Source organism: Arthrobacter sp. JZ12, assembly GCF_035189165.1.
Classification (GTDB): domain Bacteria; phylum Actinomycetota; class Actinomycetes; order Actinomycetales; family Micrococcaceae; genus Arthrobacter_D.
The window spans coordinates 2698164-2714272 of sequence record NZ_CP045246.1 but is presented as its reverse complement, the minus strand read 5'-3'; the positions used below and the strand labels follow the sequence as shown (position 1 = coordinate 2714272).

Sequence of the window (16109 nt, the reverse complement as noted above, 5' to 3'; positions counted from 1 at the left end):
CATGACAACGCTTGCCACCCGCAGGCAGCCCGCGCCGGGCGGCTCCCAGGAGAGCCGTCCGGCCCGCAAGGGCGCCTCACTGGTGGGACGCCCGGGATTCGCCTGGGCGCTCCCTGCCACCATCTTCTTCGCACTGTTTGCCCTTGTACCCCTTGCGGCGGTAGCGGTCCTGTCCTTCACCTCGTGGAGCGGTCTGGGGGATCCGAAGTTCGTGGGCCTCGAGAACTGGGAAACCCTGGTTGCCGATCCCGTGATGCTCAAGAGCCTCTGGCTCAGCCTGCTGTTCATTGTGCTTGGCGTGGTCACGCAGACACCGCTGAGCATCCTGCTGGGGGTCTGGGCCGCGGGTAACCAGCGGAACCGTGCAATCCTCAGCGCAATCTACTTCATTCCGCTGCTGCTTTCATCAGCTGCGATCTCAGTTCTCTGGCGGGCCCTGCTCGACCCGAACTTCGGTATCCCGGGCCAGCTGTCCTGGCTCTTTGGTGACGGCAACCTGCTTGGCAACCAGGCCGGGGCCATTGGGGTTCTCATCTTCGTGGGAATGTGGCAGTTCACCCCGTTCCACACCCTGATCTACCAGGGCGCTGCGAGGGGCATACCGCCCGTCCTGTACCAAGCGGCTCAGATCGACGGCGCGGGCACCGTCCGCCAGTTCTTCTCGATCACCGTGCCGCAGCTGCGGAACACTGCCATCACCTCAATCATCCTGATGGTGGTCGGCGGCCTCACGACCTTCGAAACGGTACTCATCCTGACCAACGGCGGACCGGGCACCGATACCACGATCACAGCCTTCTACATGTACCAGCAGGCCTTCCAGAGCTTTGATTTCGGCGTCGGTAGCGCCATCGCCCTTGTACTGGTGGTCGTTGCCACCGCGATCTCACTCGTGGTGGTCAAGGTATCGGGCTACGACAAGATGACCAGCTCACTGGAAGGACTGTGATGAAGACCCGTCCCAATTACCTGGCCGGCGTCGGCTCATTCCTCTGGCTGCTGATCGTCGCCGTGCCGCTGTACGTCATGCTGGCCGGCACCTTCCAGACCCGCGCGGAGTTCGGCGACAATGGGCCGCTGGCGTTCCCGACCAGCTTCACCCTGCAGAACTACGTGGACGCGATCACCAGCGGTTTCGGCCTCTACTTCCTCAACACGGTGCTCGTCACCGCGGGCGTAGTGGGCATCGTCCTGCTGCTGGTCCCGCCGCTGAGCTACGCGATCGTGCGCAGCAAGAGCAGGGCGGCGTCCTTCGTTTTCCGCTTCTTCCTCCTCGGGCTGGCTATTCCCGCGCAGGCCGTGATCGTCCCGGTCTTCTACCTCATCAACACGGTTGGACTGTACGACAACCTGATCGGCGTCATCCTTCCCACAGCCGCCTTCGCGCTGCCGATCTGCACGCTGATCCTTACCGGAACCATGCGTGACATCACCGGCGAGCTGTATGAAGCAATGGCCATGGACGGAGCGAGCCCCACACGCGCCTTTTTCCGCCTGGTCCTTCCGCTGTCGAAGGGCGGTATCTCCACGATCGCAGTCTTCTCGGCCCTGCAGGCGTGGAACGGCTTCCTCTTCCCCCTCATCCTCACCCAGTCCGAAGACACCCGCGTGGTGACCCTTGGCCTGTTCAACTTCCAGACCCAGTACGGCATCAACATCCCAGGCCTGCTTGCCGCAGTGACCCTTTCGATGGTGCCCGTCCTGCTCGTCTATCTCTTTGCGCGCCGCGCGCTTGTCCAGGGCCTGATGGGCGCTGGAGGAAAGTAACCATGACTGAAACAACTCTCAATGACGCCGCCTGGCGTAACCCGGAAGCTGCGCCTGAGCACCGTGTGCAATCACTGATTCAGGCCATGACCCTCCGGGAGAAGCTCGCTCAACTCGTGGGCGTCTGGGTTGGCGCCAGCACCGAGGGTGGCGAGGTGGCTCCCCACCAGAACGAAATGAACGAGGCTGTAGACCTCGACGAACTCCTGCCCCAGGGGCTGGGACAGCTCACCCGGCCCTTCGGAACAGCTCCGGTGGAGCCCGGCATCGGTGCTCTCTCCCTGCAGCGCACCCAGGAACGGATTGTTTCTGCCAACAGGTTCGGCATTCCTGCGCTGGTCCATGAGGAGTGCCTTGCCGGTTTCGCGGCCTGGAAGGCCACGGCGTACCCCGTGCCGCTCGCATGGGGCGCCACCTTCAATCCCGACCTGGTACGGAAGATGTCCTCGGCCATCGGTGGGGATCTTCACTCCGTAGGCGTCCACCAGGGCCTTGCACCGGTACTGGACGTGGTCCGGGATGCGAGGTGGGGCCGCGTTGAGGAAACCATCGGAGAGGACCCCTACCTGATCGGAACCATCGCTACGGCCTATGTCCAGGGACTGGAGCGGTCCGGCGTCGTCGCCACCCTCAAACACTTCGTGGGTTACTCAGCGTCCAAGGCCGGGCGCAATCTCGCGCCGGTCTCAGTGGGCGAGCGTGAGCGGGCTGATGTGCTGCTGCCGCCATTCGAGATGGCCATCCGCGAATCCGGAGTTCGCTCGGTCATGCATGCCTACACCGACATGGACGGCGTTCCCACGGCGGCTGACTCCTCCCTTCTCACCACACTGCTCAGGGACACCTGGGGCTTCGAGGGCACAGTGGTCGCAGACTACTTCGGCATCGCCTTCCTGAAGGAGCTCCACCGGATAGCCGGGACCCTGGGTGAAGCCGCTGCTGCAGCGCTCGAGGCCGGCGTCGACGTTGAACTGCCCACCATCCACACTTTCGGCGAGCACCTGGTGGCCGAAATCGAGTGCGGGCGGCTGGACGAGGCACTGGTTGACCGCGCCCTGCACCGCGTCCTGAGGCAGAAGCTCGACCTCGGCCTGCTGGACCAGGACTGGTCGGCCGTTCCTCCGGCCCTGGCCGACGCCGCTCCATCGGACGCGCCCGTCATTGACCTGGACAAAGCCCAGAACCGAGCGATCGCAAGGGAACTGGCGGAACAGTCCATTGTTCTGGTGCGGAACGAGGGCGTCCTGCCCCTTGCCGGGAATCCACGTATCGCTTTGGTAGGACCGAACGCCGACACGCACCGCGCATTCCTTGGGTGCTACTCCTTCCCGGCCCATGTGGGGGAGCAGCATCCCGACGTCGAGATGGGACTGTCCATTCCGACAGTGGCCGAGGCGCTCGCCTCCGAATTCGGGGGCAGCGAGATCACGTTGTTCCCCGGCTGCACGGTCGACGGCACGGACACGGCCGGCTTCCAGGACGCACTGGCGGCAGCCGGCGATGCCGACGTCGTCGTTGCTGCACTGGGCGACCGCGCCGGGCTCTTCGGGCGCGGCACCAGCGGCGAAGGATGCGACGTCGAGTCGCTGACCCTTCCGGGCGTCCAGCAGCAACTGCTCGACGAACTCCTCGCAACCGGAAAGCCGGTTGTCGTGGTCCTGCTGACGGGCCGCCCTTATGCCCTTGGCGCGGCAGCGACTGAAGCCGCCGCCGTCGTGCAGGGATTCTTCCCGGGCGAAGAGGGCGCGGCTGCAGTTGCAGGCGTTCTCAGCGGCCGGATCAACCCGGGCGGGCGGCTGCCAGTCAGCATCCCGGCAACGCCGGGCGCCCAGCCCTCCACCTACCTCGCAGCACCGCTGGCGCATGCCAACGGAGTGTCCAACATCGACCCCACGGCGGCGTTCCGCTTCGGCCACGGGCTCAGCTACACCGACTTCACCTGGCTGAACCTGGAGCAGAGCTCAGACACGGCGGCCACCAACGGTGAGGTCACCGTCCAGCTGACGGTGAGCAACACGGGAACGCGCGACGGCGTCGAGGTGGTCCAGCTGTACCTGCACGATCCGGTGGCGAGCGTAGTCAGGCCGGTGCAGCGCCTGATCGGGTTCGCCCGGGTGCCGCTGGCAGCCGGATCGTCGGCTCGGGTCAGCTTCACCGTGCCCGCCGATGTCACGGCCTTCACCGGACGCGACGGGCAGCGCATCGTCGAGCCGGGCGAGATCGAACTCCGCCTTGGGGCATCAAGCAGCGACATCCGCTTCACCGCGCCGGTCACCCTGACCGGGAACACCCGCGTGGTGGATCACACCCGGCGGCTCCACTGCGGCGTTGGGATCGTCGCTCTGTAAATCGCACTTCATCACCAAGCAATTCAGCACCAACCCAAGCAATTCGAAGGAGAATTCATGAAGGTTCGTCATTCCCTTGCTGCCGCGGTCCTCGCATCAGCGATGCTGATCCCCGCCGGGGTTCCCGCGGTCGCCGGGCAGCACCAGCCGGTTCCTCAACCTCCGGGCCTGGCGAAGCAGGATACGCTGCGCTGGGTTGCACCCCAGGATCTCAAGGTGGGAACGGCGGTGGCCGGTGGCGGCCACCACGAAACCCAGTCCTACCCGGATCCGTTCACCTATGACACGGAGTACCGCGAGCGGCTTGCTGCGGAATTCAACTCGGTCTCGCCGGAGAACCAGCTGAAGTGGGAGTACGTGCACCCGGCGCGGGACACCTACCGCTTCGCCGAGATGGACGCGATCGTGGAATTCGCCCAGGCGAACAACCAGGTGGTGCGCGGCCACACCCTGTTCTGGCACAGCCAGAACCCGGCCTGGCTGGAGGAGGGAAACTTCTCTAAGGACGAGCTCCGGGCCATCCTCAAGGAGCACATCCAGACCGTCGTGGGCAGGTACGCAGGGAAGATCCAGCAGTGGGATGTTGCCAACGAGATCTTCAACGGTGACGGCACACTGCGCACCACTGACAACATCTGGATCCGCGAACTGGGACCCGAAATCATCGCCGATGCTTTCCGCTGGGCACACGAGGCCGATCCCAAGGCCAAGCTGTTCTTCAACGACTACGGCGTGGAAGGCATCAACGCCAAGAGCAACGCCTACCTCGAACTCATCCCACGCCTGCAGGCGGAGGGTGTTCCCGTGGACGGCTTCGCCATCCAGGGCCACCTCAGCACGCGCTACGGGTTCCCAGGAGACCTGCAGCAGAACCTGCAGCGTTTCGATGACCTTGGGCTCGAGACCGCCATCACGGAACTCGATGTCCGCATGGATGTTGCAAGGGGTACCGCCCCCACCGCTGCACAGCTTGAGAAGCAGGCCAGCTACTACCAGCGGGCGCTCGAAGCCTGCGTTGCGGTGGACGAGTGCAACTCCTTCACCATCTGGGGCTTCACCGACAAGTACTCCTGGGTCCCCGTGTTCTTCGCCGGTGAGGGCGAAGCAACGGTCATGTGGGACGACTACACCCGCAAGCCCAGCTACCACGCACTGCAGGAAACGCTCGAGCAGGCCTCGCCGGGTCGGGGCAACCGATGAGGCAGCGGCCCCTGGTCGCAGGGGTCACGGCATTCGGGCTGCTCGCGGGAGCCGGCGCGCTGGCGCTGCCCGCAGCCCAGGCCGCTGAGCAGCCGGTGCTGCTCAGCGAAGACTTCGAGGACGGCAGCTTCGGCCCTCTGATCCAGAACGGCGGACCGACACTCTCAGTGGTCGACGCCGACGGTGACAAGGCGCTGCTGGTCCAGGGCAGGTCAAACGACTACGACGGCGTGAAGACGCCGGCGAACCTGCTTCAGGCCGGAGGAACCTACACCTTCTCGGCGCAGGTGAAGCTTGCGGCAGCAACCGGAACGACGACGTCGGCACGCTTCGTCGTCGAGCCCGCCTACAACTGGGTGGGGAACACCACGGTGACGGCCGATGCCTGGACCACCATCACCGGAACGTTCATCGCACCGGCCGGTGCCGATCCCGCCACCCTGCGGGCCTACCTCGGAACGGGAGACCTTGGCGCACCGTATGACTATCTTGTGGACGACGTCGTGATCACCGGTACGGCCGGATCCGCTGACGGCGGCTCCTGGCAGCCGACGCCGGACCCGGCTTTCGTCCCGGGCGGAGCGGACAATCCGACGACGACGCCCCTCGCGTCGGCGCGCGGCACCGGCAACACCGCTGCACTGACGCTCGACGACGGGCCGAACCCCGGCGAAACCGCTGCGGTCCTTGAATTTTTGAGGGCGAAGGGTGTCACCGCGACCTTCTGCGTCATCGGCCAGAACATCCAGGCGGCCGGCGGCGCCGAGCTCCTGCGCCAGATCGTGGCTGACGGACATACGCTCTGCAACCACGGCACGTCCTACGCGGACATGGGTTCCTGGACGCACGCGCAGATCGAGGCCGACCTGAAGGAGAACCTGCGCATCATCCGTGAAGCTGCCGGCGACCCGGACCTTGCCGTGCCCTACTTCAGGGCGGCGAACGGCAGTTGGGGTTCCACCGGTGAGGTGGCGGCAGCACTGGGGATGCAGCCGCTCGGACTCGGCAACGTGATTTTCGACTGGGACGGCAACGACCTGAGCGAGGAAACCCTCACTGCCAACCTCCGGTCCGCCTTCACCCCCGGCGCGGTGGTGCTGGTTCACGACGGCGGCGGCGACCGCTCCGGCACGGTTAGCGCACTCACCACGGTGGTTTCCGAAAAGCTCGCCGAGGGCTGGACCTTCACCCTTCCCCGTGGCGGCACCGCTGCCGGGGGAGAAACCGGCATCACCTCGGACTTCGAGGCCGGTGCCGGAGGCTGGACCGCCCGCGGTGACGGCGTGCAGGTAGCGGCCAGCACGGACGCCCGAGGCGGCACCGGGAGTCTGCTGGTCACGGGCCGCACACAGCCCTGGCACGGCGCGGCCCTGGACGTGACCGACGCCCTGCCCGTCGGCACAGCCGTGGAAGTTTCAGTGTGGGCAAAGCTGGCGCCCGGCCAGGCACCGGCGTCGCTCAAGGTATCGGTGCAGCGGGACAACGGCGGCGGAAGCGCGTACGACGGCGTGGCCGGAGCAGGCGCGTCGGTCACCGCGGACAGCTGGACCCAGCTGCGGGGCACCTACACGCTCGGCGCGGCCGCCGACAAGGCGCAGGTGTACGTGGAAGGCGATCCCGGTGTGGATTTCCTCCTCGATGACTTCAGCCTCGCCCCGATCGTGGAGAAGCCCATCCAGGAGGACGTACCGTCGCTTCGGGAGGTGTTGGGTACCCGGGGGATCGAGCACGTCGGCGTGGCCGTCGACGCGCGGGAAACCGTGGGAACTGCGTCCGACCTGGTGCGCAAGCACTTCAACGCGATCACGCCGGAGAACGCCGGAAAACCGGAGAGCCTGCAGCCGGTCGAGGGACAGTTCGCGTTCACGCAGCTCGATCAGCTGCTGGACTTCGCGGACGCCAACAACGTGCAGGTCTACGGACACGTACTTGCCTGGCACTCGCAGACCCCGGCCTGGTTCTTCAAGGACGGCGAGCGGGACCTGACCAACAGCCCGTCGGACCAGGCTCTGCTGAAGGCCCGGATGGAAGCGCATATCAAGGGCATCGCCGACCACATCAACGCCCGGTACCCCGACGGCAACAGCCCCATCTGGGCCTGGGACGTGGTGAACGAGGTTATTGCCGATGGCGATAACGCCAATCCCCACGACATGCGGGACAGCCGCTGGTTCCAGGTGCTCGGCGAGGAATTCGTCGACGAGGCCTTCCGCCTCGCTGACCGGTACTTCCCGGATGCATCCCTCTTCATCAATGACTACAACACCGAAATGCCGGCGAAGAGGGCCGACTACCTGGAACTGATCAAGGCCCTGCAGGAGCGCGCTGTGCCGATCGATGGCGTGGGACACCAGGCCCATGTTGACGTCGCACGTCCGGTGCAGTGGCTGGAGGACTCGATCAAGGCGGTCGAGGCGCTTGACCCGAACCTGCTGCAGGCCATCACCGAACTGGACGTCAACGCCTCCACCGAGAACAGGGGAGCGGACGTCAGCGGTGGCCAGGTGGATCCCTACAGCCCCGCGTTCACGAATGATGAGGACGCCGCGGCGGAAGTGGGCTACTACTACCGGGACCTGTTCGCCATGCTTACCGAGCATGGGGAGTCGATCGACTCGGTGACGTTCTGGGGCATCAGCAACGCGCGCACCTGGCTGCGCACGTGGCCCATGGCCCGGCCGTGGGAGCAGCCCCTTCCGTTCGACGACGACCTGCAGGTCACGCCGGCCTTCTGGGGAATCGTCGACCCGGCACAGCTGCCAACCCGCCCCGCCGACGTGCTTCCACCGCGCATCGCGGACCAGTCGGACGTCCACGTGGAATCGAAGGGAGCCAGCGGCGCGAAAGTGGACTACCCGCTGCCCTCCGCCATCGACACCCTGGACGGCGAGGTTCCGCTGGACTGCCAGCCGGTACAGGGCAACCGCTTCCCGGTAGGCACGACGACGGTCACCTGCGAGGCGACGGACGAGGCGGGCAATACCCGCACCAGTTCGTTCGACATCGTGGTGACGCGCAACCAGCCGGGTAAGCGCTAGTCAGCGCAAAAAGCGCCGGACCTTTGCAGGATCGTAGGGATGACCCCACGATCCTGCGACTGTCCGGCGCTTTTGCGTGCCGGTCTGTGCGGATCCGGCGCTTCTGCGTGTGAAAGCTAGGAGGCGTACGAGCCCACCAGGCGCACGGCGCCGCCGTCCACGCCCTTGGCGCCCTGCACGTAGTCCGGTCCGTCGGTGTCCTCGCCGGTTGCCGCGGCCACCTGGCCCATCACCCACGAGGGCATGCCGCGCTCGGTGAGCCGGGCAACGGTGTCGTCGGCTCCCTCAGGGGACACCACAGCCACCATGCCGACGCCGAGGTTCAACGTGCGCTCCAGGTCCGGTAGCGGCACGCTGCCCAACTCGGAAACGAGGCTGAAAACCGGGGGGAGGGACCAGGTGGAGCGGTCCACGGTTGCTTCGAGGCCGCGGGGGAGGACCCGTGCGAGGTTCGCTGCGAGGCCGCCGCCGGTGACGTGGCTGAAGCCGTGCACGGCGCCGTCGGAGTCCAGCGGGAAGTGCCGGGCGAGGTCCAGGCAGTCGGCGGCGTAGACGCGCGTGGGCTCGAGGAGCTCCTCGCCGAGGGTTCGGCCCAGTTCCGAGACCTGCCGGTCCAGCGCCCAGCCGGCCTGGTTGATGACGCGCCGCACCAGCGAATAACCGTTGGAGTGGAGGCCCGAGGAGGCCATGCCGATGATGACATCGCCCTCGCGGACCCGCTCGGGGCCGAGCAGGGCGTCGGCTTCCACGACTCCGGTGGCTGCGCCGGCGACGTCGTACTCATGCTCGCCGAGGAGGCCCGGGTGCTCTGCGGTCTCCCCGCCCACCAGAGCGGTACCGGCGACGGAGCAGGCCGCGGCGATGCCGCGGACAATCCCGGCGATCCGCTCGGGGACCACCTTGCCGCAGGCGATGTAGTCGGTCATGTAGAGCGGCTCAGCGCCGACCACCACGATGTCATCGACCACCATGCCCACGAGGTCGAAGCCGATCGTGTCGTGGATGTCCATGGCCTGCGCGATGGCCACCTTGGTGCCCACCCCATCGGTGGAGGTGGCGAGCAGCGGCTTCCGGTAGGTCAGCAGCTTGGAGACGTCATAAAGTCCGGCGAAACCGCCGACGCCGCCCACCACGTTGGCGGTGTGCGTTGCCTTGACGGCGTCCTTCATGAGCTCAACCGCCCGGTCGCCGGCCTCGACGTCCACTCCGGCGCTTGCGTAGGTGATGGGGTCGGGAGAGGTCATACCCGCTCTTTCTTGTCGGCGTCGGTCAGGAGAGTTTCCAGTTCACTGCCGGGGCCGGGGTCGCATCCGTTCGCTCCGGGCTTCTCGGCGGGATCCACCCGCTCGAGCAGATTCTTACCTCGGCGGTCTTCCTCGGGCAGCTCAATCGGGTAGTTGCCGGTGAAGCAGGCTGTGCAGAGTCGTTCGCGGGGCTGCTTGGTGGCGGCAATCATGCCGTCTTCCGAGATGTAGGCCAGGCTGTCGGCCCCGATCGACTTGCTGATCTCGTCCACCGCGGCACCGTTGGCGATGAGCTCGGCGCGCGAGGCGAAGTCGATGCCGTAGAAGCAGGGCCAGCGGACCGGCGGGGACGAGATCTTTACGTGAACTTCGGCCGCACCGGCCTCGCGGAGCATTCGGACCACGGCGCGCTGGGTGTTGCCGCGCACGATCGAATCGTCCACAACCACGATCCGCTTGCCGCGGATCACGGACTCCAGGGCATTGAGCTTCAGCCGGATACCCAACTGGCGCAGGGTCTGGCTCGGCTGGATAAAGGTGCGCCCCACGTAGGAGTTCTTGACGAAGCCGTGCGCAAACGGGATGCCCGACTCCTCCGCGAAGCCGACGGCCGCGGGGGTGCCGGATTCCGGGACGGGAATGACGACGTCGGCCTCGGCCTGGTTCTCGCGGGCCAACTGGCGGCCCATCTCCACGCGGGAGTCGTAGACCGAGCGGCCGGCGATCGCGGCGTCAGGCCGCGCGAGGTACACGTACTCGAAAACACATCCGGCCGGCGTCGTGGGAGCGAAGCGGCGGGAGCGGACACCGCTCTCGTCGATGGCGATGAACTCACCGGGTTCGATCTCGCGGATGAAGCTGGCGCCGACCGTGGCGAGGGCGGCCTGCTCGGACGCCACCACCCAGCCGCGCTCGAGTCGGCCCAGAACAAGCGGGCGAACACCGAAGGAATCACGTGCGGCGTACAGGGTTCCCTCATCCATAAAGACGAAGCAGAACGCGCCCTCGATGGTGGGCAGCAGGTCCATGGCGGTGTCTTCGAGTGAGCGGCCGTCATCGCCGGCCAGCAGTGCGGTGACCAGAGCGGTGTCCGAAGTGTTGCCCTGCGCGATTTCGCCGCTGCGCGGCTTGCCGTGGCGGTCAAGGACCCGTTGGTACAGGTCTGCTGAGTTAGTCAGGTTGCCGTTGTGGGCCAGGGCGACGGTGCCGACGGCGGTTGCCCCGAGGGTTGGCTGCGCGTTGGCCCAGTTGGAGGATCCGGTGGTGGAGTAGCGGCAGTGGCCCACGGAAATGTGGCCGGTGAGAGTGTTGAGCGTGGCCTCGTCGAAGACCTGGGAAACCAGCCCCATGTCCTTGTAGACGTTGATGCGCGCACCGTCGCTGGTCGCGATGCCCGCTGACTCCTGGCCGCGGTGCTGCAGGGCGTAGAGCCCGTAATACGTAAGTTTGGCTACTTCCTCGCCGGGAGCCCAGACGCCGAATACGCCACAGGCGTCCTGGGGGCCTTTTTCACCGGGGAGAAGATCATGGGAAAGCATTCCGTCACCGCGCACCATTACTCCATTCTCTCACGGCGTAACAGGGGCGGATTTCCCGTGCGCGTTTGTTGCGGACGGGCGCGCGTGCGGGCGCGGGAGCTTCCTAGGCGGTGTCGTCGTCGTGGGTGCGCTCCGCGGTGGCCTGGCGGGCGCGGCGAACGCTGATCCAGTCGAGCAGCAGGGCCAGCAGTGCACCGAGGAGCACGCCCGGCAGCGCGAAGACAACCGTGAAGAAGCCGAGCACCGATTCGCGGGTGAGCGTAGGGTCGCCCGGACCGCTGTAGGCGACGATCAGCGCGGCGATGAACCCGATCAGGGCCCCGAGTCCCATGAAGGATGCGAACTTGGGGGCGCGCCGAACGGTGACCTGGCGGCGCTCAGGGTGCTGCGAACTCATGCTTCAAGGCTACCGGGATCAGCCGTCGCGCTTGACCAGTTGGTAGCCGGCCTCCTCGAAGACCAGGGTGTAGTTCTCGCCGGGCCAGGTATCTTCGGCATGCTGTTCGGCGCTCGACGGGCGGACGGGCCCCCAACTCCAGTCGTCGGCGTCGACAATGAGGTAATCCGGGGGCGGATTCTCGTTCCCGATCCAGTAGACCTCGGTTTCCGGCACCAGGTACGGCATCAGGCCGACGCCGGTCTCGACGGTGGATCCCTGCGGAATTGAGTCCATCAGTCGGTGTGCCGCGTCCCAGCGGGGCGACTGGGCGAGCGTCTCCGGCTTCGCCAGCGTCCCCAGTGGCTGATTCGGCAGCAGCATCAGCGCCACCACTGAAACCACGGGCACGACGGCGGCACTGTAGGACCGCAACCAGGTCCGCCTGCTGCGGCGGGCCGCCAGGATTGCATCCACGAGCGCCGCGAAAAGGATGGGCATGAGCACGGCGTTGTAGTGCCAGTCCGGGCCCCAGTAGAACTCGTTGCCTGCCGCAAACCGCCACAGCAGTGTGGGCACCATCAGCAGCGCCAGGGGCGAGCGCAGGAACAGGAACCCGCCGGCCAGGAGCAGCAGCCACAGGGTCTCGTATTTCTCCGGCGCTGTGAGCATGATGAAAAGGGTGTTGACCGGGTCGCGCAGGAGGGCGCCGATGTCGATGCGGTCGGCGTAGTCATAGGTACCGCCGGTGTTCAGGGCGGGGAGGATCAGCGCCACGGACAGCACCATCCACGCCAGGCCCCAGACGGCGAGGCCCAGTCCTACCTTGTAGTGGCGGCGGAAACGCCAGGCCAGGACCAGCCCGAAGGCCAGAACGGTGAGCCCCAGGTCTTCCTTCACGAACACCAGCAGTCCGGCGGTAACGACGGCGGTGCGCAGCCGCCCGTCGAGGTAGGCCTCCAGTGCCAAAGCCAGCAGGGGCAGGGCAAGGGCGATCTCGTGGAACTGCACGGCAACGGCGGCCTGCACACCCCAGGAGACCCCGTAGGCGGCGCCGAGGAACAGGCCTCCGCTGCGTCCGATGTGCCGCACCGCAAGCCGGGTGATCACGAAGGCCGAGAACCCGATGAGAACGTTCTGCAGGATGAGGAGCGTCAGGCCAGACGGAAACAGGGCATACACGGGACCCAGCACCACCAGAAGGGGGTGGAAGTGGTCGCCGAGCAGGTTGAACTCGTGGCCCTTGATCGGCACGATCGGCGCGTTCAGTCCGGCGTAGGCCTTGGCCAGTTGGGTGAAGATTCCAAGGTCCCAGGACGGGGTGTCGAAGCGGTTCCACTGGGCGATCGAGAAGACCGAGTACAGGGCAGTGACAACCCCCGCGACGATCCAGGCTTCCACCGGTTGACGGCGGAAGGAAGCGGCAGCGCTGCGCAGTGCCCGGCGGCGGAGTTCGGCACCGGTCGAGCGCTCCCGCTCGACAGTCATCCCGCGCCCGCTGAGGAGAAGAGCGGCAGTACGCCGCTCAGGTCCGCCCGTTGTCCAGAAGCGGATACCGCGCCGGAGGCCACGGCGTCGGACCAGCTCAGCGTGCCGGTGACCAGAGCAAGCCAGGTGTCGGCGTCGGTCTCGACGACGTTGGGTGGGGTTCCGCGGGTATGCCGCGGACCTTCCACGCACTGGGTGACGCCGAGGGGCGGCACCCGGACTTCCACGCTGTTGCCGGGTGCGCGCGCGGCGAGTTCCTCCAGCGAGAAGCGGACCGCCGTCGTGCGCTCGGTGCGGTCAGTGCTGCCGCCGACCACGGCACGGAGGGCGGCGGTGCCGGCTGCCTGGGAGATACGCCGTCGTGCCATGCTCAGTCCAGGAGGGCCATCACGGGTGCTGCGAGCCGCAGCTTGCCCACCGGTACGCCGCCGCCGAGGACCGGCTGCACAACCTTCTCGAGGACGGGGGCGACGGCCTCGGCGTCGAGCGCGCCCGAGGCGGCCAGGAGCGTCAGCCCCACCAGCGTGGTGGCGCGGATGTTCCCGTCCAGCATCTTCAACGCCATGGAGACGCCGTTGGGAGCAGCCATCACCAGGACGCCTTCGGCGCCGTTCTTCGCGATGATTCCAAGGTCTTCCATCACAACGGAGTTCTCACGTCCGCGGCCGTGCACAGCCCAAGGGTAGTCCAGCATCGCGGTGGCGACGGTGGCAGCGCGGGCATCGGCGTTCTTGTCGCCGGGTGCCTTTGCGATCCTGCCGATACCCCGTGCCAGGCCGGTCAGCGACACCGCGCCAAGCGGGGCTCCGCAACCATCGACGGCCCAGTGCTGGACCTGCTCCCCGGTGTACTCCTCGATGACTTCCGCGATCCGCTTCTGCAGCGGGTGGTCGCGGTCCAGGTAGGTCTTGGTGTCCCAGGAGTTCTCGGTGCAGGCCCAGAGGAAGGCAGCGTGCTTGCCGGAGCAGTTGAAGGCCAGACGACGGCGGCCCTGTCCGGTAGTGAGGAGCCAGTTACGTGCTTCCTCGTCCTGCGGCCAGTCGGGCGGGCACTGCAGGTCATCTTCCGTGACGCCCGCGGCGGTAAGCATCGACTCCACCACGTCCATATGCTCGCGGCTGCCGACATGGCTGGCGGCGGCGAGTGCTACCTGAGCGCCCCTCAACGGCACACCCGACTGCATCGCGGCCAGGGCCTGGAACGGCTTGAGGGTGGAGCGCGGGAAGATGGGCGCATGGACATCGCCGAGCTCGGTCACGGTGGATCCGTCGGCGGCAAGGACCACGGCCGAGCCGATATGGCGGGATTCGATGAAGCCGTTACGCTCCAGAACCGCGAGGTCCACAGCGCTCGTGGAGGTGAAGGTGGCGGGCATGGTTCCAGTATCGCGCATCACTCCGCGGAGAACTCAACCGTGTGCCAGCCGGACGCCCCATCCGGAACCGGGTTGGCGCGCTTCTCGGTCTGCACGCCCTCCGGGTCGTAGGCCCGGCAGCGGATGCGGTGCGAGCCGGGCTCCAACTGGACCTCGTGCGTCCACTGCCGCCAGGTGTCGACGCTGTATTCGGTAGCAAGGGCGGCGTCTTCCCACGGGCCGTCGTCGACTTGCACCTGAACCCTCTCCACACCGCGGTGCTGCGCCCACGCGGTACCGCCCACACGGACCGTCCCTGCCGGCACCTTGGCGAATGGGCGGGGAACCTCCACGCGCGATTGAGTCTTGATCGGGCCCCGCTCGGACCAGCCCCGGTCCGTCCAGTAGGCCCGCGCGTCGGCAAACCGCGTCACCTCGAGGTCCACCACCCACTTGGTCGCCGAGACATAACCGTAGAGTCCCGGCACCACCATGCGGACCGGATAGCCGTGCTCTAAGGGCAGCGGTTCGTCGTTCATCGCGATCGCGAGCAGTGCGTCACGGTCGTCCCGCAGGACGGGCAGGGGAGTGGAGGCGCTGAACCCGTCGGTACTCGTGGACAGGACCATGTCCGCACCGTCGGTAGGACGGGCACGCTCCAGAAGATTGCGGATGGGGTAGCCGAGCCACTTCGCGTTTCCCACCAGGTCCCCGCCCACCGGGTTGGACACACAGGCGAGGGTGATGTGCCGCTCCACCAGTTCGGAGTCCAGCAGGTCCTGGAACGAGATCGTGACTTCTTCCTCCACAAGCCCGTGGACGCGCAGCTGCCACGTGTCGACGTCGACCGCCGGAACCTGCAGCGCTGTGTCGATCCGGTAGAACTCGGAGTTGGGAGTCAACCACGGATCCACTCCGTCGAGCTGTGCGTCGACGCCGCTGGGCACCGCTTCGGCAGGGCTCGCCGGAACGGGCAGGCTCAGGCGTTCGCGCGCGGCATTGACGGTATTGCGGATGCCGCTGACCACCGAGCCGCCGGCGGCCGAAACGACAGCGACGACGGCGGTTACCCCCGCTGCCACGAAGAACCCGCGCCGGGTGGTGCCAGTCTTGGCTCGCGCCGGTGCGGTTGCCGCGGCGCCGGGCCTGCCGTCGTCGTACTCTTCCTGGTTAGGCGCGCTGGGCGCGCTGGAAACGCGCGACGGGAGCCAACGCACCATCCAGTGCAGGGCGGCGAGCCCAACGAGGGTGCCGAGCACCGAGGGGTAGGCGTCCTGGCTGGCAGCTCCGGCCCGGGTAAGCACGGCCGCGACCATGATCGCGCCCATGAGGAGTACGCCCACCGCGCCCAGGATGAACCGGCGCCAGGCAAGGTAACCCAGTGCCGCGGCGAGGAGGACGATCGTAACGCCCATGCCGATGAAGAGGGCGAGCTTGTCGTTGGTTCCGAAGGTGCTGATCGCGAAGTCCTTCAGCCAGGAAGGCGTGAAGTCGATGAACGTGGAACCGAGCGCGATCAGCGGCGCCGAGCGTGTTGAGACGAACGCTCCCACCAGTTCGGCGACTCCCAGGACCAGGCCGGCGGCGAGAACGCCGGCCAGCATCGCGAGTACCGGGACGGATCGTCGAAGGGGCCGGGTACGGCTGGGGCGGCGGGCGATTTTCATACTGGTTCTTCGGAGAGCGGCGGCCACGGTATGGGTCCGGCCGGGGCCGCGCCAAAGGGAAGGTTCTTCTCCTTCACAGTAGACCCGCA

Annotated in this window: 12 protein-coding genes; 5 read left to right on the top strand and 7 right to left on the bottom strand. The window is 66.8% G+C overall.

Annotation, left to right across the window (positions count from 1 at the left end; all coding sequences use genetic code 11):
* Position 1: 1 nt before the first annotated feature.
* From GC088_RS12565 to GC088_RS12545, 5 genes are read left to right on the top strand one after another with little or no spacing between them, the layout of a single operon-like run.
* Positions 2-949, top strand: coding sequence for a carbohydrate ABC transporter permease (locus GC088_RS12565; protein WP_323959328.1), 948 nt, complete (start codon positions 2-4; stop codon positions 947-949).
* Positions 949-1767 (top strand): carbohydrate ABC transporter permease, encoded by an 819-nt coding sequence (locus GC088_RS12560; RefSeq protein ID WP_323959327.1) that lies wholly within the window; start codon positions 949-951, stop codon positions 1765-1767. The genes GC088_RS12565 and GC088_RS12560 overlap by 1 nt, the downstream gene beginning before the upstream one ends.
* A gap of 2 nt (positions 1768-1769) precedes the next feature.
* On the top strand, positions 1770-4115 hold the full coding sequence (locus tag GC088_RS12555; protein WP_323959326.1) for a beta-xylosidase/alpha-l-arabinosidase: 2346 nt from the start codon (positions 1770-1772) through the stop codon (positions 4113-4115).
* A 57-nt stretch (positions 4116-4172) separates the two neighbouring features.
* Positions 4173-5315 (top strand): endo-1,4-beta-xylanase, encoded by a 1143-nt coding sequence (locus GC088_RS12550; protein WP_323959325.1) that lies wholly within the window; start codon positions 4173-4175, stop codon positions 5313-5315.
* Positions 5312-8353 (top strand): endo-1,4-beta-xylanase, encoded by a 3042-nt coding sequence (locus tag GC088_RS12545; RefSeq protein ID WP_323959324.1) that lies wholly within the window; start codon positions 5312-5314, stop codon positions 8351-8353. The genes GC088_RS12550 and GC088_RS12545 overlap by 4 nt, the downstream gene beginning before the upstream one ends.
* A gap of 116 nt (positions 8354-8469) precedes the next feature.
* Here the strand turns inward: GC088_RS12545 and purM are convergent, their stop codons facing one another.
* From purM to GC088_RS12510, 7 genes are all read right to left on the bottom strand, one after another.
* Positions 8470-9597, bottom strand: coding sequence for a phosphoribosylformylglycinamidine cyclo-ligase (purM, locus tag GC088_RS12540; RefSeq protein WP_323959323.1), 1128 nt, complete (start codon positions 9595-9597; stop codon positions 8470-8472).
* On the bottom strand, positions 9594-11153 hold the full coding sequence (gene purF / locus GC088_RS12535; RefSeq protein ID WP_323959322.1) for an amidophosphoribosyltransferase: 1560 nt from the start codon (positions 11151-11153) through the stop codon (positions 9594-9596). Before purF ends, purM begins: the two co-directional genes overlap by 4 nt.
* An 85-nt stretch (positions 11154-11238) precedes the next feature.
* Positions 11239-11532 carry a hypothetical protein gene (locus GC088_RS12530; protein WP_323959321.1) on the bottom strand — a complete coding sequence of 98 codons (294 nt, stop codon included), beginning with the start codon at positions 11530-11532 and terminating at the stop codon, positions 11239-11241.
* Positions 11533-11550: 18 nt separating this feature from the next.
* Positions 11551-12999, bottom strand: coding sequence for a DUF2079 domain-containing protein (locus GC088_RS12525; RefSeq protein WP_323959320.1), 1449 nt, complete (start codon positions 12997-12999; stop codon positions 11551-11553).
* Entirely contained in the window at positions 12996-13367 is a 372-nt protein-coding gene (locus tag GC088_RS12520) for a sterol carrier family protein (RefSeq protein ID WP_323959319.1), read from the bottom strand. Before GC088_RS12520 ends, GC088_RS12525 begins: the two co-directional genes overlap by 4 nt.
* A gap of 2 nt (positions 13368-13369) precedes the next feature.
* Positions 13370-14374, bottom strand: a complete 1005-nt coding sequence (locus tag GC088_RS12515; RefSeq protein ID WP_323959318.1) for an asparaginase — start codon at positions 14372-14374, stop codon at positions 13370-13372.
* Positions 14375-14391: 17 nt separating this feature from the next.
* Complete coding sequence (locus tag GC088_RS12510; RefSeq protein ID WP_323959317.1) at positions 14392-16020, bottom strand: molybdopterin-dependent oxidoreductase; 1629 nt, start codon at positions 16018-16020, stop codon at positions 14392-14394.
* Positions 16021-16109: the final 89 nt, after the last annotated feature.